The sequence below is a fragment of the Aquimarina aquimarini genome, from assembly GCF_900299535.1.
GTDB classification, from domain to species: Bacteria; Bacteroidota; Bacteroidia; order Flavobacteriales; family Flavobacteriaceae; genus Aquimarina; species Aquimarina aquimarini.
This window is the reverse complement of record NZ_OMKE01000012.1, coordinates 75,546-100,586: the sequence shown is the minus strand read 5'-3', so window position 1 is coordinate 100,586 and position 25,041 is coordinate 75,546. Positions and strand designations below refer to the sequence as shown.

Sequence of the window (25,041 nt, the reverse complement as noted above, 5' to 3'; positions counted from 1 at the left end):
TTAATTAAGACTTATTCACCAAATTTTATTTGCAATAAGCATTGGTATTACCATTCCTATCACTACTGAAGAAATAACAAGTACCCAATCTTGTTTTGAAAATCTAAAAAGAGTTTGAAATATAAAGCTAATTATAAGTAGTAATAACACCACTACTATTTGTGCAGCTTCTACTCCTAGAGCAAATTCTATTAATGGAAGAATCTTCGAACTTACATTACTACTAATTACTTTAAAATAACTAGAAAATCCTAAGCCGTGAATCAATCCAAAAAAGATAGTTACTCCATACAATATGGCTATTTTATCATTTTTCCCTGTCTTTTTTGCTGTAAACACATTATATAATCCAGCAATAAAAATAGTTACAGGAATCAAAAACTCCACCAATCTAGAATTTACTGACACTACACCATATACAGCTAAAACTAAGGACATGGTATGTCCTACTGTAAATAAGGTTACTAATACCAATATTCGTTTCCAATTATCAAAGGTATATCCAACTGTGAGAACAATTAAAAAAAGGATGTGATCATAAGCGCTCCAATCCAGCACATGACCAAAACCTAGCTTTGTATAAAGCCAAAATTCTGACATAATTTTACATTTTGAGGTATTGCGACTAATGTACAATTAAATACAACAACGAAGAAATACTCAAAAAATTCTTATCAAAAATTTAAGAGATTAAAAAAGCGAAAAACTGTAAAACAACAAACCTCAGCAAACAATAACTTACTGAGGTTTATTCTTTAATAAACACACAAGAATCTCTACATAAAGAACTTACAACAATAAAACCGCTACTTAACTGTGTTTAAAACATGTTTTTATTAAAATAAAGAATATCCTAAAATCAGAGAATAAGACTGGTAATCAAAAATTTGTCCTATTTTACGATTTGTTCCATAACGTGCCTCAACACTAAATCGATCATTGTATTTATACCCGAAACCTAGGGCTACATTTGTTCCTGTTTTTATATCATCAACATTTTCTGGCGTCGGATCATCACTAATATTCAAAGTATATTCAATATTCAATTCAAAATCTAATACAAAGGCAGCATTAATAAACAACTTAGATTTATCACTCAAAAACATATAGTGTCTTAAACCGATTGGAAATTCTATAGACTCATAATCTACATCGATTACTCTTGTTGTTCGTCCAAGAAAAGTAGTTCTCTCATCTGATATACTAGATGTATATGATTGATATGTTGGCTCTACAAATATTGACCATTTGTTTTTATTGAATGGCAAAATATACTCTGCTTCTATACCTAATCTAATATCTGTTTTATCATCAAAACCACTCTTTTGGTAATAATTAGTATACGAATCCCGTAACGAAAGTGATGAGAAATTAACTCCAGGTCTTAAATTAAGATTAAATAAGTCTCTCTCTTCTTTTTTCTTGATTTTTATAGAGGTTGGATCTACACACATATTATACTTGGTAAAATACTTAACTAGGCTACTCTCATTATAATCAGTTCTCAGAACACTTTTTTCTGTGATATCACCACACCTCATGTCAATCCATAACTGTTGTCGGTATCTATTATTTTCTGCTATTTTATTATACCCTTCTTTTTCTACTCCATTTACAACTTGCTTTGTAAGCATGTATTTTTTATGAATCAATTGCTGAATATTACCATCACTCCCTACACTATAAAAATATCTTCTTAGATTGCCTTGCTCATATAGGTATAATGTTGCGTCGCCTTCTATCAAATACTTTAAGAACAATACTTCTTTTTGAAATATTGGATTTTTACTGGTACTTAATAAGTTTAGGTCTTTACTTGACCTGTCTATATCTACTTCACTTCGTATATATTTAAGATCAGCAACAGCAAATTCTCGAATATTGCCTATTCTACCTATTTTTGATTGCGCATTATCTGTTAATTTATATTCAAATTTATTGGGGTTATCATTCCAATCAATATTTTTAATCAAACACTCTGTTTTTTCTCCATTATTATCAATAAAATACCCTGATTCAAATCTAATTTGTGCATTTGTAATATTGCTTAATAGTATAGATAGAATTATAAACGATAATTTTTTCATTTAAATAATTTTAAAGTTGATTTTTACATGATTAACAAAAAAACAGATGACATCTTTTCTATAAAACAAAAAACATCAGCTCTTTTTACATTGCAATATTACCACATAAGAGTTTTCTTTTTTGAAACTGAAATAAAAAAATAAGTTTATTTTGTCATGAAAAAAATGGCATTAAAAAAGATAAATCTTCTAATGCCTTATTATTACATAGCATGCAATTTTTAAGTGCGTATTAAACTATACGTTTAGAATAACTACTTACACCATTTTATATTAAACAAAAAACAATATAAAATTCCTATGAAGATTATTACACTAGCAATCGAAAGAAGAAGAAAATATTCTAAAAAGAAAGATAAATCCAGCCAAACTATCATTCCTTTATAAAAAATAAAAAGTTCTGTAAGCACAAATCCCAGCATATAGATATAATATCCTTTTTTGGGAATCTTAATCAAACTAAAGTATTCTAAAAAGAAAAATAAGCCAACACTTATTACTCCCAAAAATGTCCAATGCAAATAGCCTATTGTAAAATCTAAAATGGTAGTCGCTAAATTTGCAAAATATGGAATGGAAGAAAGTAATTGCAAGACAATCTTAACTGTCATCAATACTACCACTGTCTGAATAATTTGTAATTGTAATTTTGAAAGAATTTTGTTGGCAATTAAACCTGAATCTAACATAATTTTAATAAATAGGATAAAGGCCAACACTTGAAAAAGACAACCTATACCTGCCAAGAAATAATAAAAACCTGACGGTTCTGTCCATAATATCGAAAGAAAAAAGGTTAAAACAATACTTATATTGATTCCTATAAAAAACCTATTAAAGTTCTTATTAGAAATTTTTAGATTTTGTTTTTCTAAAACATAAAACATCGCCCCAAAAAGAGCAAGAATCATCCACCCATTATATTGAAAATGCAAGTAAAAATATATCGCCAATTTATACCATACAGAACCTGCCCCCAATGTATTCATTATAGCTCCTAATGCCCATGGGCCAACACTTGAAACAACCATATACCATAATGCAGTTTTTATACACTTATATGATTTTGTGGTTTTATAACTACTAGGGATATTTTTGATAAAAAACCAGACATACCAGTAAGAAGTAAAAAGAAAGAGTGTAGAAAAAATTATTGAGAACAATGCATATCCTTGAAACGGAAAACTAAGTAACATTCCTACCAAAGTGACTTGTGTACACCAAAAAATAATTCGATAATATTTCTCAGCACCACATTGATCTAAATATAACCTATAAAATATTGTTATTATTGCAACATACACCCACCCTAATAGTGCTATATGAGAATGTGCATGCACAATGTATTTATAATTTACTGAAATATCAAACACATACAAAAACCTTAAAAAAACTCCTAACATTGCTGCCAATAAAAAAAAAGCTATCGATATATTAGTGTCCCGTTTTAGGTTTATCATTTCTATAAGATTAACTTAGAAGATCTGCATCTCCTTTACAGTTTTATCATTTTTGATAAAAAAAATTAAGATTTACATTTATCACAGACTCCAATCATAAGAAATTGAGTTTCCTGAACTTCAAAGTTTTTTAACTCTGGAACCTTGATTTCATAAGATAGACAGGTAACCTTCTCACAGGTTTTACATTGGAAATGAATATGATTATGAAAATCATGTTCTACATCGCAATCACTACATAATGCATAATACGCCTTACCATTTTCACCTGTTACATAATGCACCTTGCCTTTTTCTGCAAAACGATCCAATATCCTATACACTGTCGTTTTATTGATCTTTATTGGCATTGCTTCTAATATGGCATCAGCCGACATTGTGTGTTCTGATTTTGCTAAAATATCAAGTACAAAATCTTGTTTTTGTGTATTTCTTGTTTTTTTCATCGTTCAGCAAGTAATAAAATTACATTTTTTTGTATTATTGCAATATAGTTGCAATAATATATTACACTAATGAAATGTACAAAAAAATTGCCAGCCACTCTTCTTTTATATCTATAGCGTCCTGACATTATTAAAGTACAATCATTTACACCAAACAACTATGATAAAAAAACAGAATATCACAGATCAATATCATATATTTATGACTTACAAAACCATACGCATAAACTGGGATATTATAGGGATCTCAGCATCTTTCTTATGCATATTACACTGCATACTTTTACCTGTACTAATAACCCTTTTTCCTGTAATAGGACTACCTTTTCTTTCTAATGAATTACATGAACTAATTCTAGTTGGAGCTAGTCTATTAATTGCTTTTGTTGCGATTTACAACGGGTACAAAAAATATCATCACAAATCTTTACCTTTTTATATTTATCTATTAGTATTAGCTTTTTTTGCTATAGGCTTTATTATAGAAAACCATCTAGTAGAAAAAATAATGCACTTTTCAGCAACAGGATTATTAATTACTAGTCACTATTACAACTGGAGATTTATAAAAAGGTTTAAAAATTGCACTATCAAATCTTTACTATAGCTAAAATAGAACTACACATCATTTTTTTTATTTTAGACCTTTTCAAAGATTATCAGCTAGCTACTTCTTTTACTCTTTTAAGTGTATCAGATTTTGAAATTGTTAATCGTATAATGCTATTTTCTTTTGCCTCTAAATCATGAGGAACTCCCCCTTCTAATGCTACCAGATCTCCTTTTGTGAGATTATGGACTGTTCTTTGTACTCCAAAGTCTATCTCTCCCTCAAAAATTTCAACAATAATTGGGAAAGGTGTTTGATGTTCCTTCATTATTTGCCCTTTTTTTATAGCTATTCTTATCTCCTTAGAACTCTCTGTTTCTAATAGTATTTGCACATTAGGTTTGGCTAGTTTGTATTCTAGGTCTTTCAGTATAGATACTTTTTTCATAATTTTATTTTTACCAAATTAGTCTATCCAAAAGTACAGAGGAATCTTCTTCTTTTTTTATGATTTAGATCATAGAAACTATATATCCAGAACCTATAGATTTACTAATTGTTTCTGAAAAAAGGAGGTATAACAAAAATTTATTTTTCTAAAACTATGTATAGAGAAATTAATTTGATAAAAACTTATCAGAGATCTTTATTTTTTTATTAATCCACTTGGATTAATCCCAAATTTACGTTTGAAAGCCGTTGAGAAATGTTGTGGATTTTTATACCCTACTATATCTGATACTTCGTTAACTGATAATTTCTGACTAATCAATATATTTTTAGCTTCCTCCATTTTAACATCTCGGATATACCCAAAAACGGTTGTTCCAAATACACTTTTAAACTCTTTTTTTAAGGTACATTCATTTGTGTTTATTTCTCTAGCTAAATCCGAAAGACTCATAGGACACCCCAATTTACTCAAGATTATATCTTTGGCATGATGCATTTTTTCGATGACTGTTTTAGAAATCTTACCTGTAGTAGATTTTAAATCATATTCTCGTATTTGATCCATTTGAAATAACAGCAACTCTAATACTTTTGCTTCAAGAAACATTTTTCTATACCCATTTTTCCATGGGCAATTAATAATCTCATTGATAACAAAATACATTTGAGGTGTAATGGGGTAGCAGCTTTGGTTTAAAAAACCTATTCTTTTATTTTCTATTATTTTTTTGAACTTACAAAATAAATGGTCGTCTGGGAGGTATTTTTTAAAAAAATCTGGAGAGAGATTTATCTCAAAAAAGTGCATGTTTTTTGAATTCCAATCTACTTTTCCTTTTATATCATTGCAATAAAATATATTATGCATATTACTATTAACTGAATAATCGTACGGCAATGCATTAATAGATGTAAATGACTCTCCCTGAAGCGTAAAATGCATTTCTACTGTTTCTTGATCATATTCAAAAAAAATGGTTGTTTTATCAAATAACTGGTTATTACCATAACTTATTTTAAAACTATCTAATGAAATTTCTTTAAACCACCCTTTTATCGAATTATAACAGTAAGACACACTAAACTCTTCTACTCCTACACTGTCAACATCATATTGATTTTCACCAAACTCAGACATGATGTCTTCTACATCTTTTAAATACAATTTTAACCCCATCTATTATTGCGTTTTATACGTAAGATTGTGGTTTGTGTATACATGGTTCAGTTATTTCAAATATACCTATTAAAAGTAAATTCGTACAAGTACATTGCCATCATTTTTATACTACTTGTACAAATACTTTTTAAAACTATACTTTTTATTATTATTCAATCCAATTCATCAAAAAAAGAAGCTTTAATTCTTTTTTTTGAGAAAAAAATAAAACTCTTAATTTAAAAAAAAGAATTAAAATTTTCTGCAAAAGTTTTCTCTTACGCTTGAAGCATCATTATTTAATTTTATAAAAAAAGCCTGCAAAGCTAGTAACTTCACAGGTTAAATATAAAATCATCTAAAAAACATCAATCTATTTAGATATATTCAATTATGACAAGGAAGCAGAAACATATTCTTATAACAGAATAATATCTCTACTTCCAATTGGATTAAAAAACTAACCCAGTCCCCTCTAATTTAATTAATACTATTATCAAACAACTGCACAACTACGGCTATTGTTTTCTATTTTAGTAGATAAAAGATCTACAGCTATTTCAATATCTTTTATACATTGCTCTACTACACATCTGTCTGTTTTGCTATGTAAAACACAAATTCTGTTGACGACACCAATAGCAGGCAATTCTGTTAGTGTTATATATATATTTCCTTGAGCACAGATATTTTCACAAAGAGTACGATTTAACTCATCTTCATTTACATCTTCAAAGTGTTTCATTTTAAAAATAACAATAGGAAGGCAAGTGTTATACTCCACAACTTCTAATTGTGGTATATTTTTTAAGCTTTTTGAAAGAATCGCCGCTAAATTTAGCTTTTCATCAAGGCATTTTCTAAAACCTTCAATTCCATGCATTTTTATTGGCAACCAAGCAGACAAGCCTCTTGTTTCTCTTGATAATTCTGGGCCATAATTACAAAAATCAACCATTTCTTCTTCTTGAGAGAATCCAGGCATATAACTAGAATTAGGTATCTCAAAAGTCTCTCGTAATTTCTGTTTATCTTTAATTAATAGTCCAGCAGTACCATGAGGTAAGAAGAGTGATTTATGAGCATCTACGGCAATAGAATCTGCTAATTCTATTCCTTTTAATAATTGTTTTCCTCTTTCTGTAATTGCAAAAAAACCTCCTAAGCACGCATCAACATGTAACCAAATGTTTTGTTCTTGGCAATATTTATGAATTTTTTTTATATCATCTACTGCCCCAGTGTTGGTAGTACCAGCTGTTGCAACAACACACATCGGGATAAGCCCTTGTTTTTTATCTGCTACAATCAACTCCATAAGATGATCTACATCCATAGATAAATTATCATCTACATTTACAGTTCTTACTTGCCCCTCTACTAGACTCATCATTTTTGCCATCTTTTTTATACAAAAATGACTCTGCGATGAAGTATATACTATATACTTATCTACACTACCGTTATCTATTTGATTTTTTGCACATAATAAGCCCATAAAATTAGACAAAGAACCGCTTGTAGTAAGGTATCCAAAAGCCTTTGAATCATATCCTACAATATCACAAAACCAATGAATAACATTGGTCTCTATCTGCACCAACCCTGGAGAAGCTATCCAAACTCCGATAAAACGATTAAGTGCACGAGTAATAAATTCGCCTACTGCAGATTGAAATAAACCTCCGGAAGGTACATGCGCCATAAAACCCGGGTGGGTATGTACGGTCCCATTCTTTATGACACTATTAAATATTTCGTTTAATACCAAACGAAAATCTGTCCCTTTTTCCGGAGGGTAATACTCTCTAAGATTAATACTTGCTTGTTTACCTTTTATATATTTTGAGGTATCATCAGAATCATAAACATACGAAGCAGGGTGTTCTTTTTGTTCTAATTCTTTAAAATAATCAAATAGATGATCGATACTGGTTTGTATCAAACTAAGTGAATCTTCTAGCGGTAAATTAATACTATCATTTTGTGCTTCATACTTTTTGATATACGATCTCACAATGTTTTCTTGCTGCGTATTAACATCATAGGATTGGCATACCTGATCTAATAACTCGCTATGCACCTTATAACGTTCTACTACAACTTTGTAAGGGATATCTGTAAAAGCTACAGAATGATAAAGTGGTATAAATTTATCAGGATGATATTTATGCAATTTCTGTTCAATTTGACGTCTCATAAGGATATCTTTATCCTCAATATGTTTCGACAATTCTTGAAGATTTAACTCTGATAAATTATTGATTGCATTACAATTATGATGGCGGTCTTTTGAATAACTTTTAAGCACATTAGGTAAAATAGATTCAAAATCATGCATTGTATAATGCATATCAAACAACTTAAAAAATTGCCCTACATCCTCAAAACCACAATTTATCCCTTGACCATAAAAAGGCACCATAGTATGCGCCGAGTCTCCAAACAAAATACTTTTTCCATAATGATAAGGAGCACATTTTATAGTTTTTAATCTGGAAATCTTATTTCTAAAAAAATCATTACAAAGCCCTGGCAAATACTGTAATGCGTCTGGAAAAAATGTAGCAAACAATTCTTCTACCTCTTTTTTTGTAGTAAGGTTTTCAAAAGAAGGCTCACTTTTATCTTTGGATTCCATAGGCATAAACAATGTTGTTGTATATGTCTTATCGATATTAGGTTGTGCCAAAAGAATAAAATTATCACGAGGCCAAATATGTAAACCATGCAATCTACTCTCTTCATTCTCTTTATCGGTCACCGTGTCTAACAACGCATAATTATCATTTTGCGTCATAGGCATATTTAACTCAACATAGCCATGAGATGCAGGTTTTTGGTTGATGTACATTGTTCCGCTTCCCATTTTAGATATCTCATTGCGTACAATACTATTTGAACCATCACATCCAACAATAAGATCAGCTTTTAAGTTTTTTATCCCATCAGCAGACAAAACTGTTACCTCACCTTTTAAGGGGTTTACTTTGATTGATTCATGGGCAAAATTAATTTTGACTCCTTTTTGTTCAATTCTATCTTGAAATAAATCAGTAACTACTTTTCTTGGTATTGATAAAATATGCTGATTTTCATCTAAACCATAAGGTTGATATGAAATTGTTTTATCTGCATGATGCACTACTCTTTGAGATAAAGGAATTCCTTTCTTATAAAGTGAGCTTACCAACTCTGGTTCTAAATTAATCAACCCTCTATGAGATAGTGTTAGATTAAAAGATCTTCCTGAATGGGTTGTCTTTTTTCTTTTATCAACTGATTTTTCATAGACAGTAACTTCTATACCGCGTTTGGCAAACTCTAAGGCTGTAAAACAACCTATAGGGCCTGCTCCAATAACAATAACTCTCATAAGGTTTATTTAACTTTATTATAAAAAGTTGTTACTATTTCTCTAGCTTGCTTAACTGCTTTTTGTTTAGCTTCTTCTACACTATCTGGTTCCCCTAATGTAGGTTCGCAAATAATAGTATTGACATCTGTTATCCCTATAAAGCCTAAAAGCAAATCCATGTACTTTTTTTGAAAGTCTAGTCCTTGCATTTCTGGAGTACTATATACACCGCCACGAGCATAAATAACTGTTGCAGAATTTGCTTTTACAATTCCTGTATATCCAGATTCTGGTGAAAACTGAAAAGTTAACCCTGGCTGAACAAGAATATCTATATAATGTTTTAAGACATAGGGAATCCCAAAATTCCACATTGGAATGCTAAATAAATAGTGATCTGCGGTTTTAAAACGCTCTACAATTTTTTCAATTTTATGCCAAGCATCAATGCCAGGTCCAGAAGGATTCTGCCCATGTAAATACGCATATTTTGCATCAATAACGCTACCATTGAATGATGGTAAATCCTCATCCCAAAGATCTAGCACATCTATCTCTATATCTGAATCTTCTTTAGAGAGTGTTTCTATAAATTCTTTTGAAATTGCTATTGAGGATGAGTCGTTTTTTCTTGGTGATGATTCTATATATAATAAACGTGACATATTTTTGTGTGATTATAATTATGGTTACTATTATTTTATATCCTGTAACTGATATTTTTCTACTATACTTTCTATAACAAAAGGAGCTTTGTTTTCTGGAGCCATAAAAAACCCTTGAAGCGCTGCTTTTGGAATTCCTTCTAAAGATTTTAGATTAAATTTTGATAACACTTCAACAATTATGACTTTCATCTCTCTAAGAGAAAATACTCTACCTACACAAGTACGATTTCCTCCTCCAAAAGGAGTCCAGGTATTACTTTTGGGTTTATTTTCTACGAAACGTTCAGGAGAGAATATTTCTGGACTATCATAAAACTCTGTAGATCTTTGTAATAAATAAGTGCAATTCACTATAATAGTTCCTTCTGGAATATAATACTCTCCTATTTCAATAGGTTTTTTTACAAGCCTTACTCCATTAAGCGCTGTTACAGGGTGTAATCGCAATGTTTCTTTGATAACTGCATCACAATAATGAAGATTATTTAGAGAATCTTTTGTTAACAAATCTAAATCTCCTATTTCACTAATCTCCTGCATAAGGTTTTCATACACTTTTTTATCATTAAATATGTGTAGAAACACCCATGACAAGGTGTTTGCTGTAGTAGAAAATCCAGTGTAAAGCAAACTAAATACTTCATCTCGAATAACCTCATTGGTCAAAGAAGTATCGCCATCATCGGCCAACTCTAGTAAAGCCGTCAATAAATCTTCTTTATTATTAATTCTGGCATCTTGTAGATACCCGTCAAGTTTCTCCTCTACAAATGATCTAATATTGGCATCTGCGGCTAATATATCTTCTCTAGAGCTATTAGAATTTTCTGTTTTTAACAATTCTGAACAAATATACTGTCGCTCTTCTTCAGGCATATTTCCACAAATAATTGTACTTATAACTCGAGTTGTTAGTTTTTGCAGTGCAAGAAATAATGAAAATTCAGATCCTTTTTTCCAACTACTAGTTGTTTCTCTTACGATTTTCTGTATTATAGGAACATAGTCTTTTGTTGCGTTTAACAAGCGTGTTAAATTAGATTGTCTAGTACGGTGTAACTCTCCTTCTATATATCCTAAAGATTCTTCTTTGGTATCAAAAAATATTTGATTGGCAGCTGCAGCACTTAATGTACTAAATTCTGCTTTATACATAGACGAGATATGTTCTGGTCGAGTAAGGAAAACCCAACGTCCATTAACACCCTCTGGTAAAGGGTTTTCATTATCTAGGTTATTCAGTTTTAATGTAAACATATTCCCATACTGAGATTTTAAATCTTCTACAAGCTTATATGGGTCTTCATTAAATAGATGTAAATCGTTATTATTTCTTTCTGAAAATCCAGGAGGTAGTTTCTTAGGTTTATTCATTTATATGTAATTATCAATTGGTTAATTTTAATAAACAATACACTAAACTATTGATGAACTTAGAAAATCCAATATTGGCAAGAATGCATCAGGTTTTAATTTTATTTCCTAATTAACTGTGCTGAGTATTCTACACACTATGTAACATCTATTTATCGCCTTTACTTAGATTAACAAACTTCATGTTGCAACGATCCCTGTCATTACGTCTATGATTGATTATAAGATATTGTAATGATTAGAACCATACACTTGGTGGGTATATTCAAAAAAAATAGGGGGTATGTATATCTTTTTTGATCAAGGAATTATTTTGGAAACAATCAACCACTTAACATCCTTATTATTTAATTAATTTTAGTATTCTATATTTTCCTCCGTCTGTAATCATTACAACAACACACAATCCAATTAACAATAGAGAATATTCAACTCCTTCTCCCTGTTGATTTCCCATCCAATTCATGAAAAAACCATGTTCTCCTTGTACTGTTATAATGATCCCTAAAAATAGAACTGTTATTAGGATAGCCCAGATTCTTGCAAAAAAACCAAGTATCAATGCTAGGGCTCCAAAAAACTCAATAATGATAACAAGCCACGCTAATAACCAAGGCAAATTCATTACCTCAACAAAGAATTTGATTGTTTCTGAAGCTCCCGCCCCATCAAACATTCCTAAAAGTTTTTGAGCTCCATGAGGAAATAGTACAATTCCTGCAAATACTCTGGCAACAAAACCAGCCCAACTAGTATCTGAAGAATATAAAAATCTATATATATTCATTTCTGTTTTTTTGTAATGATTAAATTAATTCTAACTTTTTTGATAAATAATATCCATTCGTTTTTGTTGAGTCTAATTAATTCTAAACCAATTAAACTCAACATCAACTTCAAACTATAATCATATAATCACTTTATCTTTGGTCAAATTCAACATAAATTCACTAGAACTAACACAATAGAGCCTTAGTTTGTGAAGGAATCTTTTTTTAATTTGTTTTAGTACTGATACTTGTAGTTCTATTCTATTTAAGTATTTATCTTTTTCTAGATAATCATCTAGAAAAAACACAAGAACATTGTTGCTTATATCCAATATAACACCAGTAAATGCGCAATAAAACCTCATAATCTTTGATTCACTTGATCGTAAGATTATCTCAATTTGAATTAATTGATTAGTTATTACACTTTTGAGAATAATAAAAAATGGTATACATAATTTATTCATACTCCAAAACTATGGAGCTTTAAAACGAAAAAAAATGAACTAGTTTAAGAATCCATTTTTTTTCGCTTTCTTTTTATTCTACTTAAAAATTCGGGAGTAATCCCCAAATAAGCAGCTATATCTTTTTGAGTGATCCTCAACTCAAGTCCTTGATATCTTTCTACAAATTTATCGTATTTCTCTTCTGCAGTCAGAGAACTATTATTACGAACCAAATTTGTAAGAGCCAAATGAGAGTTTTGATGAAGAATTCTAAAAAAACGTTCAAACTTAGGGATCTTAACATATAAATCTTCTAGGTCTGTTTTTGATAACTTAAGTAACTCAGTTTTTTCTATAGCTTGTAAATATTGAGTTGCTGGTTGTTGAGTTAGAAAACTATATAAATCAGAGTTCCACCAATCCTTTGGAACAAAAGTTATTATATTTTCAAAACCATTGTTATCATATTCATACAGTTTCAAACACCCATCAGTAACAAAATAAGTATACAAAGCTACCTTACCAGGCTCCAAAACAACATCTCTTTTCTTATAAACCTCATAAACCAATTTTGAAGTAAAATAATCTTCTTCTTCTTTAGAAAGAGTTATATGCTTTCCTATATTTTTTAAAATTACATCAAACATATCCTTAATTAATTAGTGTCAAATCGACTTAATTCTTCATTTATTTTTCTCTTGGATAAGCCATCAATAATTACTGTAGCTATACCCTACCTAATTTCTTATTCAAACTAGATGTGCAATAAAAATTTGGATAATATTTTTTTTAAATTTCTTATCATATTTTAACGCAGATAAAAGTCTCCCATAAACAAAAGGGCACCCCTCTCTACATATAATAATATGCTATACGCTGAAATATAGTTTTTGTTTTACTCGAAAATTGTGACAGCAAATAAATTGTGTTTTAGTGTTAAAAAATGATTGCTCTTTTATTATCCAAGCAATTCCCTTTTCTATTTATTCGTGTTGTAGACTTTCGTCTATGAAGTTTGAGTTTGGTTTTTCATTTTTTATAATTCGACTACTAAATAGACAAATCACAATCAATTTTTGGTTTTATATTTCTCTTATAACGACATAAGAGTAATTATATTTAACTCTTTCTATAAAATCATTTTTCTCTCTTTTCTATAAGAAATTATATAAGTAAAATCATTCTGAAAATAAAAACATACTATAGTAAAGGTAACAACTCTAAAACAGAAGTGCAATAGTAATCTATCAAAAAACTGAAGTTACCTCTATACAACTTAAAAAATCATTTTAATTTATCAAAACAAAAAAAACAAGTAAACACCTAAGCAACACCTTAATTATCAGCAAACAAAAAGAAAATCTATCATAAAAGAAACTCTTCCTAAAATTAAAAACATAGCTTTTCAAAATTCTACCATTTGGAAAACAGAACTAAAATCATTAATATTTGTATAGCAAAATGAAAGAAACCACAACATATACCACACCAAAATTACACCACAGTGAGTGCGATACTCGATGGGTGAATAGAATTTCTATGCGAAATAGGATGCTACTATATAATTATCTTAATCATTTTTTGAAGTGATCTAAAATAAAAACAATTATAGAATTTAAAGCGTCCAACCTACTGGACGCTTTTTTTATTGAACTTTTTTAAAATAAAATGAAAGAATATAAAAAACACCAATCCAGTCAAAAAATTGAATTAAAAGACAGAATAAGACATAGAGATTTTGATAATTAATAAAAAACATAAAAGAAAACAGTAAAAAATAGTAAATGAATGAATAAAGGTTGATTAACATACAAAAAATAATAATTGGAAAGTAAGCATCAGATAGAGAGTCTATTGCTAAAACACCCAATATCTGTTGAAAAACGGACAGGATTTTCTTTGCTTAATTTTCAATATAAATAACTGACAATCAATCATTTGAAATAAAAAAATATTTGCTCAATCCAAAGAATATCTGTATCTTTGTACAACAATAAACAACTAACTACAAAAAGAAAAACAATGAAGTCTAATCTATCTAATAACAAGGAACAGGAAACAAGAATATCCCTGTCGTCTGATGCTTTCAGAAGTATCCTTGGAATGGGTTTACACACTTCGATTGTTAACCTTCTTCCAGGAATGATAACTGATATCATTTGCTTCAAAAAAACGGAAACAGTATTTCGTTTATATAAAAAGCAAAGTGAAGCAACAATCAAATTCAGTTTCGCTTCTGATAAAGCATCTATATCGTAAGCTTTATAAAAGTAATCATAAGTGATTAGGTGTAGCTCTCTAGCTACACAACAAAACAGTAACAAATAGTAATCCAACTTTGGGTTAACAGCAAATGCTGTCTAAAACCTAAAAGAAGAACAAACTAATAGTACTGTTTAACGATCTCTTATAAATAAGATTACATACATAAACATATACGATGATCAATCAGTATAATTTTATTTATCGGCTAGTATGATATAGTTCGCTACCCTATTTTTAAGAAAATTTCTTCTTAAAACAGAACAGCGCTATACCACAACAGTCTAGATACATTCCTACCAAATCATGCATGTGGTATTGGACTAGATATCTAATAAAATAGATCAGAAAACTGATGCAACATAAAATCCAAATTACAGCTCGCTACTACCCAAAAAAGGGAAAGTAGGGTATCGCGACTGTAGTTAGGACACTTTCCCGAAAATTAATTGATGAGTTCCCATAGGCAATGGGTATGTAACAACATACTGATCTAGGGTTGACACCTATGGGCGTACCCTAAACTTTGGAATACAAAAAATTTAACACCATGAAAACTCTAAGATACTTACTCGTTCTTACTATATTACTATGCATAAACCTTACCTCCTGTTCACCAGATGATAGCGTTACAGAAAACGAAACCCTACATACCGAAGTATTAGGTACTGATGGGGATAATGAAAAAATAGGTGAAGATGAAAATTAACCAAAATTAATTTAATTTAGTACTTTTGAGGGATGAAACATAATATAGTTGCATCCCTCTTCTTTTTATGTATAGCAATAAGTTTCCTTTTTGATTCCTGTAGCTTTAATAGTACAAAAGACTCAACTTCTTCTCAACTCATCAAGAAAATTGATTCTTTAAATACCTACTATCATACTGCTCTCCATAATTCTAATCCAAAAGAGAAAAGGCTAAAAGCTATTGATGTTTTTCTAAAAGAAACACAACGATTAGACATTGATTCTTTACATCATAAAGGCCTCGCTTTATACGCAAAACTCCTTAATAAATATAGTGGCCCAGAAAAAGCAATTGATCAATCTTATGTATTACTACAACTTGCTCAACAAAATAAGGATAGTGTTTATACAGGAAAAGCATTTTATCGATTAGGATATTATAACAAAAAAATCGGTAATTACCTAAAAGCATTTGGATATTATAATCAAGCTTTTAAGATCTATCGAAATCTTAACGACAGTACCAATGCCAGTGAATCTCTAATGAGTATGTCTGATATTCAAAGTACGTTAGGAGATTATAATGCTAGTAAAACTACGGCAACAGATGGTTTAAAATATAAAGGAAACTCAATTAAGCATAAAACTATTGCAGGGTTATATCACAATATATCCATCTGTTTTTATCAGTTAGGCAATCATAAGGAAGCTTTAGTTTGGAACAATAAAGTCCTTAATTTAACCAAGGATTCATTAATTCTTAAAAAAATAGGAGTTCATCACCTACCCAGTATTAAAATTACTCGTGCAAACATTTTAGCAAAGCAAAAAAAGTATCAGGAAAGTATTAATATTTTACAATCCTTACTAAAAGATAAAAACGTGATTCAAAAAAGAACGCGATTTGCACTAATTTTAAGTAATCTGGGACATATTAAATTTCTTCAAAACCCAAAGAATTTAGAAAGTGAATCTTCATTATTAAAAGCACTAGAAATTAGAAAAAAGAAAGGTTCAATAGCTAGCTTAATATCTAGTAATGTACATCTATCAAAATACTATCGTACTAAAGACTTAACAAAATCTCTTTATCATGCTAAGGAAGCGTATCAAAATGCTATAATCAAAAACAATCCAGAATCTATTTTTGAAACTTTAAATCTAATTACTGAATTGAGCCCTGAATCTCTAGATGATCATCAACTGTTTAAAGATGCTAGTCTTAAGCTTATGCAACTACGTAAAAAAACCAGAGAAATCTATGCTCCTACTAGATTTGAGAATGAAAGTTTATTAAAAGATAATGAAGAGAAAAATAGAAAAATCTCTGAGGTACATAACCAAAATACCATATACCTACTCAGCATCTTACTATTAATTACGGGTATTGGGTTTGTGGTCTATTTTTTTAGACAACAAATGCGTTACCTGAATCATCAAAATAAAATAGGACAGTTTCAAGCCAGTTATGAAACAGAAACTCGTATTGCAAAAAAATTACATGACGAACTAGGAAACGATATTTTTCAAGTCATGATGCAGTATCAAAATGACCCTCATGATGCTCAAATTAAAGATAAACTAAATAGCACTTATGTCAGGGCACGCGATATATCTCGTGAGAACAATGAATTCGAAACAGAAGAAACCTACCCAGAAGAATTGAATAATATGCTACAAAACTATGCTCAAAATCGTATTCAATTATTTGTTATAGGTTTTGACAAAATAGATTGGGGTCAAATAGATAAAACTATTAAGATAACAGTATACAGGGTATTACAAGAATTGATGACCAATATGCAAAAACACAGTCAAGCCTCTGTGGTTAAACTGATGTTTTCTAATACTAAAAAAAACCTGACAATCAAATATTCTGATAATGGCATTGGCATCATAGAAAAACATACAAAATCCAAAAATGGACTAAGGAACACAGAAAAACGTATTCAGGCTATACAAGGAACACTTACCTTTGACTCAGAAAAAGACAAAGGTTTTAAAGCCGAAATGCAAATCCCTAATTAAAAAGTCAGTAAAATGTTTACTAGAGTATTGGTAGCAGAAGACTATGAGATTGCCAACCAAGGCATTATAAAAATACTAAATGAACAGGTTGGAATCTATGATATAGAGGAAGCAAAATATTGTGATGATGCGTATAAGAAATTTCTAAAAGCACATACTTCTCAAAAACCAATAGAGTTATTAATCACAGACCTTTCTTTTAAGCAAGATGATACTATTCAAACAATAATATCGGGTATCGATCTGATTAAAGACATCAGAGCTTTACAACCTGACATCAAAGTGATTGTGTATTCTCAAGAAGATAGGCTTGACAAAATCAATTTGCTCTTTGATAGATTCAATATCAATGGATATGTTTGCAAAGGCCAACAAGCAGTAACAGAATTAATAGCATGTGTAAACGGCGTCTATCAAGGTAATATCATGCTCCCCCCAGAACTAACCGATAATGCTACTACAAACAATATAATCCACCTGGATGATTTGGATATGATGCTTTTGGAAGAATTAGCAAATGGATTCACAAAAAAAGAAATCAGAATCAAACTCAAAAAACAAAACATATCTCCAAATAGTGAAAGCTCAATTGATAAAAGAGTAAGCAACCTTTTTGATATTTTCAAAGCCAAAAACACAACTCATTTGGTTGCGGTTGTAAAAGATTTAGGGTTATTATAGTGCCAAAGGCACAGTGCCTTTAATCACAATTTTTATAAGATTTAAGCATTGTTTCTTTGAAAAATTAAAATAAATAGTGTTAAATTTCTGATTTTTCCTAAAAAAAAAGGCCCAATTACAGATATCTGTAAGGCCATCTCCCGTAGACGTTTTATGTTTGTACCGTAATAGCTAGTGAGCGATAGCAGATGACGAGTTTACCCCAAATCTGAAAAAGACACAAACGACTTAACTACGATGACAAATAGAGATCAAGTAATCATAACTGGAATCATTGAAGGGGACGAAAAAGTATTAACCAGTTTTTACAAAGAAAATATACGATACATACAAGGATATATTCTTAACAATTGCGGAAATCCTGAAGATGTAGAAGATGTTTTTCAGGATGCCTTGGTTGTATTATATCAAAAACTAGGATCGGGTCTTTTGGAATTAAAAGTTCCTGTAAAAACCTATTTTTATGGTATTTGTAAAAATTTATGGAGAAATCGATTGAAAAAAAAGAAAAAAATAACTTATGATAATGAACAATATCGTTTTGAAAAAGGTACCGATGACTCTTTAATAAACGATATTGAAAATCAAGAACGAGAACATCTCTATAGAAAATACTTTCAAAAACTAAGTTCTGGCAACAAAAAACTATTATCTCTTTTTTTTGAAGGAAGGTCAATGAAAGAAATTTCAAAAATCACAGGATATTCAGAAGGATATGCTAGAAAAAAGAAATTCGAAGCAAAAAGACAACTCCTAAAAATGATCGAACAAGACCCTATATATAAGGAGTTAAAAAGTATATTGTAATATATGCATTGAATAATATAAGGTTTATTTCTTTTTTTTAGAGGCTGTAAACTGAACTCTGTCTGAGTTAAATTTTAATCATTAATTTTATTCAGACAGAGTTCAGTTTACAGCCTCATAGATTTAGTTATTCTTAAAAAAAATCACCAAATAATCCTAAATACTGGATCGTCTATCCTGCCATTCTCATTCACTAATTCAAATGTTGTTGAGATTGGATTTTCTCCATTAGTATTTATTTTATTAGGCGCTTCATTAAATGAAATAAAACTTTCTGTTATACCTTTTTCTCCCGTAGGATTTACATGAATATTATTCTCAAAATAGATATTGTTTTTTCCTTCTATGAAATGAAACCAGTTTTCATCTGCTAAGGGATATCTATGAGGTGTTCTAAAATAAATTTTACTTTCACGGTGTTTGTTTTTTATTTTTCTCACCTCTAATACTGCACTTTCACCATAACCTATAACTGTAAGCTCACAATGATGTGCCTTGACAGATATATCTTATTTTTTGAATTAAAAACTTGTGTTTTATTATCTTTAATACACTCTTTGATTCGTTTTATGAAATTCCTTTTTTTCTTTATTCATTAATGATTTATTACTTACATCAAATGGCATCCATGATTCTTTCTTTAATCCTGAAAAATAATCTTCGAGAACGGCTTCTGCCGTCCATAACGCCCCTTCTATCCACCCTTGAAATATAGAGTACCCTTCTCCTACAACAAATATTTTATCTGAATGTCTAGGGGTTGATTCATCTTTATTTGGACGCATAGACTTCCAATATTCTTTAGAAACATCAACACCAACATTCCAAAAATTCACTCCTCCTCCGTAAGGAGCCACTCCCCAATCCATACAAGCACCAGCAGTTGGCAATTCTATGTTTTTTAACTGTTCTCCTTTGCTTTTTCCTACTTGCTTAACAATTTTTACAAATTGCTCATGTGCGGCAGCAAACAATGGATGGTTTTTCATGAACTTCTTATGGTCAGAACCAAAATTATTTTTGATGAGAGGCATTACTTCTTTATAGCTTCTTTGTCCTACTGAGGTATAACCATCCCCAAATATTCCTGTATCAATTATACCTCCAGATTCTTTTGAAAGTAACCCTGCCCAATATCCTGGATTCAGGTCATCATCATATGATATTTGTAGTACAGCGTATTTTTCATTGGGATCATTATCTTTACAATAGGTGCCAAAATTATAAACCTGTCTCAGAGGCAAGTCAGTTGTCATTCTAGTATATTGTTCAATTTCTCCAATTACACTTTCCCACCAAGCTTCATTCCCTGTTATTTTATACATAAGGTATACTTTAAGTAAAGGTATAGGAGTTACCTGAGCTAATCGCTGTCTTACTTCTCTTTGTTTGTCTGAAAATAGTGGTGTATCCAATTCTTCTTCATCATAAATTCCTGCATAGCCTCCGATTAGTTTTTCAACAGCAACTGGTGGTATCGCCAAGATTATAGATTTTTCTGATGTGTGTGTATCATCATTAGTTATGACATCGAAAGCCTCATTATCAGAAGAATATTTTATACTGGTTACGGCAGTCTTTGTTTTTATACAATTAGGCGATTTTTGTTTTATTAAAAATTCTAAAGTAGCAGGAATGGCTCTAAGTCCTCCTTTTAAAGTCTTATATTTCGGTTCTCCAGCAAAATCCAAACCAATTACTGATGCAGCTGTTGCAGCATTCCAACTTCCTGGAATAGTATCATAGCCCCCAGCTTCAGAAAAAAGTTTCCAATATTGATTAGAAAGGTTGCCTTCTTCTGGGGAGTTAAATTCACCACTTACATTAATTACGTCAGAAAATCCAAATTTATACAACTCTTGTTTTTCACCATCAATGCTTATTGAATTGGTTAAAGTACTTTCTACAAATTCAAATAATTTATCTTTTCTTGATGAAGAATCAGGGAGTTTGTTTTTTTCTATTAAAGAACGGTTTTGCTTTGAATTATTATTTCCTTCAATAGCATATCCCATAGGACCGCTCATTCCATTTCCTTTAGGGTTAATTAACTTTCTTTCTTCGTCAGAAAGACCATATGGTACATACCCGTTTTCATATTTACCATATTTCTCTCCATTATTTAAATCTTTGGTTTGTTGTACATACCCTCTTAAATAATGCCAATTATCTGGTTTATCTGTAGGAAAATCGACTTGTTTCAAACTATCATAAAAATTTTTTGCTTCCCCCTTAACCTTCGTACTATAAGTCTGGTCACCTATAATTTTATTGAGTTCTCTTTGAAGCTCTTCGACCAATTGTATAGCATAGGTATCATATGATTCAGGGCTAGGAAGACGCATTCCTCCCAATTCACAATGTGTACCTCCACTTAATTCTCCAGTATACTTACCATTTAATAAATCACTTGGCATAACTGTCATCAATCGCCCTCCAACATTTGGAGTTGCTTCATATAAGTTCACATTTTTATAATTTTCATTTAATAACCGCCACGCTGTATACAAACCTGACACTCCACCCCCTATAATGAGGATCTTTTCTATACTAGAAATTTCTTTTTCCATAATTATTTTATTTATTATTTTCTATTACTACACTTTTACAAACTATTTGATAAAATAAAAGCATCTAATTCCTATGCTTTTCAAAATACATCCATCTGTACTACTATTAATATGGTCTGTAAATATCATCTATACGAATAGCCGTTATATGTAGAAATTCTACGATTTTACATTCTATCGGAATTCCCGAATTTTTGCAGCCAATAATTAGCTTTATAAGCGATTACATCCGCCTTTTGTTTTTCAAAAGAAATATTAGTAACTGAATTTTCTGCTTCCTTATTTTTTGTATCTATGTTCCATTGGATATACTGAGCCTCTAGATTCGAATCAACTCCTTCCTGAAGTGACATATCTAGGTTTTTATTCAAATTAAGATATGGATTCCCTACAATTTGATTCACATAAGAGCAGGTACTAACTTTTTTAGTTTTAACTATAGTAGCAGTCCATTATGCATACCCTATAATGTTATAATTTTAAATATTTCTATATAATTATGTGCTACTTAAATTTACCACCTTGTTAAGAAAAAACCTATTACAATCTATTGCACTGGAAAAACCATAAACAACAAAAGCGATAACCAGTTGAGGTTATCGCTTTATAAATTGAATATTCTGATTTGTAAATCAGGAGGAGTATGCAGCGGTTTATTTCTTCTATATTAAATAGCTCAAATAAACTGCCTACACCTTTCTATTTACTCATCGTATAGAATGAATATTCTATCAAAAAAATTAAAATCCAAAAACACCTAAATAATCAGGTATTAAATGCACATAAAATTTTGGTATAATTTCTCCTTTCGTAGTAATATTGATTTTAAAGTGACTTAAACTTTTCTTGTATGAATATCCTTTATAGCTAGTTCTATCAGGCTTAATTATATCCTCAATCATTTCTATTCTTTTTCTCGAACACATTTTTTTCTTTAGCATCTTATCAACAAAAAACTGATAATCAACTGTTTTTGAGTCAAAATGAAATTCTATTCCCAATGTTGGCTTCATTTTATCATTAAACTCAATTGCAATACTTAAATATTTTATGTTATCATAAAACTCTTCTGCTAGTGAAACAGCTTGTAGTTTATTTCCTGGCCAATTACACTCATCTAAAAAACCATGTATCTCACCTAACTCGAGTCCATTAATATAAAGGCGAGTTGTTTTAGCTTTTTTTCTAGAATGCATAACCCCTATATGAGCTATATACGCATCCCCTTTAAGTGCATCTATACATTGAGCAATAAATTTTGAACGAGATTTTTTTTCTATTCCAAAATCTAAAATTGTGCTATATCTTTCAATTTCATTACTTGTACAATTCCCTTGTTTTAAGCTTACAAATATGCTAGGGGTTTTGTCATTTTTATCTCCGTCCAGATCAATTTCAAACCAAAGTCCTTTATAATTAGAACTTGAATTGCTTATTTGATAAAACTGAGTTACCAAATAAGCAATCTTTGGAAATCTGCTCTGATAATATTGTTTAAAAAAATCAAAGCCTTCTTTTTTATTGATTGCAATAGCTAGATCAACCTGTTCATTGTCCTCCTTCACTCTAAACTCAAAAACGTAAGATGAATGCTGTAAAGGAAAAAACGAATCCAGTTGTTCGTTTAGTTGTGTAATCATATCATCAGTAAACATGTATTTCTCCTTTTTAGGAAAAATACATGTTACAATATTTTCGATTTGATCATTAACTACCATGATAGGGGTTCCATCATACTAACTAAAAAGTTTTCTAATTCTTGTCTTGAATTTGGATAACTCGATTTCTCAATGATCACATTAACCAAGTCTTTACTCATCTGAGGTTCTATTTTTTTTTGATATCCATCAATCACATTTCTAAACTCTGTCATATTCTTGTCCCTTGTTTCCTCAGAATATCTCATTTTTTTTGCCAATTCTGTAAATTTATTAGACTTATCATTATTGATCAAATGTGTAAATTCAATAAATGAACGTTGATCTTGATAAGACCAAGAATACCCCCATAATTGACCTGAAGTAGATACACCAATTAAAGACTTAACACTCCACCAATTTGGATTTAAATTTTTCACATCACAGATTATAGCTTGACCCATCTGTGCTCGCGCTTCTTCTGACAAATTAAACTTTGGATCTGCTAACAATTTAATAAGTTTATCCTGACAAGAAAATATTGCATAGTTGTTGCCTTTTTCTACTGCGATAATTAGCTTACTCTCTATTCCCTTTATCTTAGTTCTGACTTCATATTTATTCAAAGATATTAGGTGTAAAAAATTAATCAACTCTTTGCGTATTTTTTCATCTTCTTTAATCTTCTCCGAAGGATCTACTATATTTACTGATTCCATAATTTATATTTAGTTTAGATTTATTTATAATTTAGTTAATTCTAATAAAGCGGATTGTTCTGGAATAGCAAACAAATATGTTTTAGAAATATGTTCCACTATTTCTTCAGAAAAACCCATCACTTCCTTTAATTTTTTTTCAATTTCTTTATTTCCCAAAACCTCTTGGGCTGTTTTGTCGGCCGTTTTGATATAAAAGGTGTTTCCTATAATACTATAAATCGCATCCTTACTGTTTTTTCTAATATAGACACAATCATTAAAAAGACTAGTAATCATGCTTATCTGGTTCAAGTGTTCAATTTTATCAAAGCCCACTTCATTACTAGTAATAGTCCAAGTCATTTTATTTTTACTATTACAGAGTTCGAACAATAAACTCATTTCACCTCCAGACAACAGTATATTAATAGGATGTAAACTATGAGAACTGTTTTTTTTCTCTTTTAAAGAGATTGGTTCTTCATTAAGCATTGATGTATCTACCATGTATTGTTTTTTATTTAATAAAACAATAATACTACCATGATTCGTCCCTTCAATGTCTCCCATAGATCCAGTTATAAAGTGAATGTTATATCCTAGAAATTTCAACAAATGAAAAAGGGCATTTGATGTCACCCAGCAAGTACCTCCCAAACCATGAGTCAACCATATGTCAAAAAAAACATTCGCGTTTATTTGCTTTTGCTCTGAAAATCTATTATTATTCAAATGCAAACGTTTCCAAAAATTATCAAATGGAACATTTCTACACCATTGTAAATATATCATCTGTAAATTCTCTAAAGTAGGCTCTATTTTCTCTGATAACTCAAGCTTTTTTAGTACTCTTAATCCTATTTCTGGGTTCAATGTAATCTGAGTTTCTGG

At 30.2% G+C, this 25,041-nt stretch carries 23 protein-coding genes; 6 read left to right on the top strand and 17 right to left on the bottom strand.

Features of this window, described 5'->3' with window-relative positions:
* Positions 1-15: 15 nt before the first annotated feature.
* The 4 genes from DG508_RS07470 to DG508_RS07455 all read right to left on the bottom strand — a co-directional run bounded on the left by DG508_RS07470 (position 16) and on the right by DG508_RS07455 (position 3,993).
* Positions 16-600 (bottom strand): HupE/UreJ family protein, encoded by a 585-nt coding sequence (locus tag DG508_RS07470; protein ID WP_108867545.1) that lies wholly within the window; start codon positions 598-600, stop codon positions 16-18.
* 236 nt (positions 601-836) lie between these two features.
* A complete protein-coding gene (locus DG508_RS07465; protein WP_108867544.1) occupies positions 837-2,087 on the bottom strand; it encodes an outer membrane beta-barrel protein in 1,251 nt (416 codons plus the stop codon).
* 254 nt (positions 2,088-2,341) lie between these two features.
* Positions 2,342-3,547 (bottom strand): hypothetical protein, encoded by a 1,206-nt coding sequence (locus DG508_RS07460; protein WP_108867543.1) that lies wholly within the window; start codon positions 3,545-3,547, stop codon positions 2,342-2,344.
* 65 nt (positions 3,548-3,612) lie between these two features.
* Positions 3,613-3,993 (bottom strand): Fur family transcriptional regulator, encoded by a 381-nt coding sequence (locus DG508_RS07455; RefSeq protein WP_108867542.1) that lies wholly within the window; start codon positions 3,991-3,993, stop codon positions 3,613-3,615.
* Positions 3,994-4,153: 160 nt separating this feature from the next.
* On the opposite strand from DG508_RS07455, the gene DG508_RS07450 reads away from it, so the two are divergent.
* Entirely contained in the window at positions 4,154-4,600 is a 447-nt protein-coding gene (locus DG508_RS07450) for a MerC domain-containing protein (protein WP_108867541.1), read from the top strand.
* Between the two features lie 52 nt (positions 4,601-4,652).
* Here DG508_RS07450 and DG508_RS07445 read toward each other — a convergent pair whose 3' ends face one another.
* The 7 genes from DG508_RS07445 to DG508_RS07410 form a co-directional block, all read right to left on the bottom strand.
* Entirely contained in the window at positions 4,653-4,991 is a 339-nt protein-coding gene (locus DG508_RS07445; protein WP_108867540.1) for a cupin domain-containing protein, read from the bottom strand.
* Between the two features lie 198 nt (positions 4,992-5,189).
* A complete protein-coding gene (locus tag DG508_RS07440; protein WP_108867539.1) occupies positions 5,190-6,173 on the bottom strand; it encodes a helix-turn-helix domain-containing protein in 984 nt (327 codons plus the stop codon).
* 478 nt (positions 6,174-6,651) lie between these two features.
* The gene (locus tag DG508_RS07435; RefSeq protein WP_108867538.1) at positions 6,652-9,531 is read right to left on the bottom strand and encodes an FAD-dependent oxidoreductase; all 2,880 of its coding nucleotides are present in this window, start codon (positions 9,529-9,531) and stop codon (positions 6,652-6,654) included.
* Positions 9,532-9,536: 5 nt separating this feature from the next.
* Positions 9,537-10,178: an FMN-dependent NADH-azoreductase gene (locus DG508_RS07430; RefSeq protein WP_108867537.1), complete on the bottom strand. Its 642-nt coding sequence runs from the start codon at positions 10,176-10,178 to the stop codon at positions 9,537-9,539.
* 30 nt (positions 10,179-10,208) lie between these two features.
* Positions 10,209-11,555 carry a cytochrome P450 gene (locus DG508_RS07425; protein WP_108867536.1) on the bottom strand — a complete coding sequence of 449 codons (1,347 nt, stop codon included), beginning with the start codon at positions 11,553-11,555 and terminating at the stop codon, positions 10,209-10,211.
* 343 nt (positions 11,556-11,898) lie between these two features.
* Positions 11,899-12,342: a DoxX family protein gene (locus tag DG508_RS07420; protein ID WP_108867535.1), complete on the bottom strand. Its 444-nt coding sequence runs from the start codon at positions 12,340-12,342 to the stop codon at positions 11,899-11,901.
* A 494-nt stretch (positions 12,343-12,836) separates the two neighbouring features.
* Positions 12,837-13,421 (bottom strand): Crp/Fnr family transcriptional regulator, encoded by a 585-nt coding sequence (locus tag DG508_RS07410; RefSeq protein WP_108867533.1) that lies wholly within the window; start codon positions 13,419-13,421, stop codon positions 12,837-12,839.
* A 1,375-nt stretch (positions 13,422-14,796) separates the two neighbouring features.
* Here DG508_RS07410 and DG508_RS07405 point away from each other — a divergent pair.
* The 5 genes from DG508_RS07405 to DG508_RS07390 all read left to right on the top strand — a co-directional run bounded on the left by DG508_RS07405 (position 14,797) and on the right by DG508_RS07390 (position 19,242).
* On the top strand, positions 14,797-15,033 hold the full coding sequence (locus DG508_RS07405) for a hypothetical protein (protein ID WP_159090743.1): 237 nt from the start codon (positions 14,797-14,799) through the stop codon (positions 15,031-15,033).
* Positions 15,034-15,586: 553 nt separating this feature from the next.
* A complete protein-coding gene (locus tag DG508_RS20975) occupies positions 15,587-15,745 on the top strand; it encodes a hypothetical protein (RefSeq protein ID WP_158250460.1) in 159 nt (52 codons plus the stop codon).
* A gap of 32 nt (positions 15,746-15,777) precedes the next feature.
* Complete coding sequence (locus tag DG508_RS07400; RefSeq protein WP_108867531.1) at positions 15,778-17,754, top strand: tetratricopeptide repeat-containing sensor histidine kinase; 1,977 nt, start codon at positions 15,778-15,780, stop codon at positions 17,752-17,754.
* A 12-nt stretch (positions 17,755-17,766) separates the two neighbouring features.
* Positions 17,767-18,435 carry a response regulator gene (locus DG508_RS07395; RefSeq protein ID WP_108867530.1) on the top strand — a complete coding sequence of 223 codons (669 nt, stop codon included), beginning with the start codon at positions 17,767-17,769 and terminating at the stop codon, positions 18,433-18,435.
* A gap of 237 nt (positions 18,436-18,672) precedes the next feature.
* Entirely contained in the window at positions 18,673-19,242 is a 570-nt protein-coding gene (locus DG508_RS07390) for an RNA polymerase sigma factor (protein ID WP_108867529.1), read from the top strand.
* Between the two features lie 143 nt (positions 19,243-19,385).
* Here the strand turns inward: DG508_RS07390 and DG508_RS07385 are convergent, their stop codons facing one another.
* The 6 genes from DG508_RS07385 to DG508_RS07360 form a co-directional block, all read right to left on the bottom strand.
* Complete coding sequence (locus DG508_RS07385; RefSeq protein WP_108867528.1) at positions 19,386-19,682, bottom strand: hypothetical protein; 297 nt, start codon at positions 19,680-19,682, stop codon at positions 19,386-19,388.
* Positions 19,683-19,787: 105 nt separating this feature from the next.
* On the bottom strand, positions 19,788-21,812 hold the full coding sequence (locus tag DG508_RS07380) for an FAD-dependent oxidoreductase (protein WP_108867527.1): 2,025 nt from the start codon (positions 21,810-21,812) through the stop codon (positions 19,788-19,790).
* Between the two features lie 167 nt (positions 21,813-21,979).
* Positions 21,980-22,165 (bottom strand): hypothetical protein, encoded by a 186-nt coding sequence (locus DG508_RS07375; protein WP_108867526.1) that lies wholly within the window; start codon positions 22,163-22,165, stop codon positions 21,980-21,982.
* A gap of 387 nt (positions 22,166-22,552) precedes the next feature.
* Positions 22,553-23,530 carry a hypothetical protein gene (locus tag DG508_RS07370; RefSeq protein ID WP_108867525.1) on the bottom strand — a complete coding sequence of 326 codons (978 nt, stop codon included), beginning with the start codon at positions 23,528-23,530 and terminating at the stop codon, positions 22,553-22,555.
* Positions 23,524-24,168: a hypothetical protein gene (locus DG508_RS07365; RefSeq protein WP_108867524.1), complete on the bottom strand. Its 645-nt coding sequence runs from the start codon at positions 24,166-24,168 to the stop codon at positions 23,524-23,526. The genes DG508_RS07370 and DG508_RS07365 overlap by 7 nt, the downstream gene beginning before the upstream one ends.
* Before the next feature lie 24 nt (positions 24,169-24,192).
* Entirely contained in the window at positions 24,193-25,023 is an 831-nt protein-coding gene (locus DG508_RS07360) for an arylamine N-acetyltransferase (RefSeq protein ID WP_159090741.1), read from the bottom strand.
* Positions 25,024-25,041: the final 18 nt, after the last annotated feature.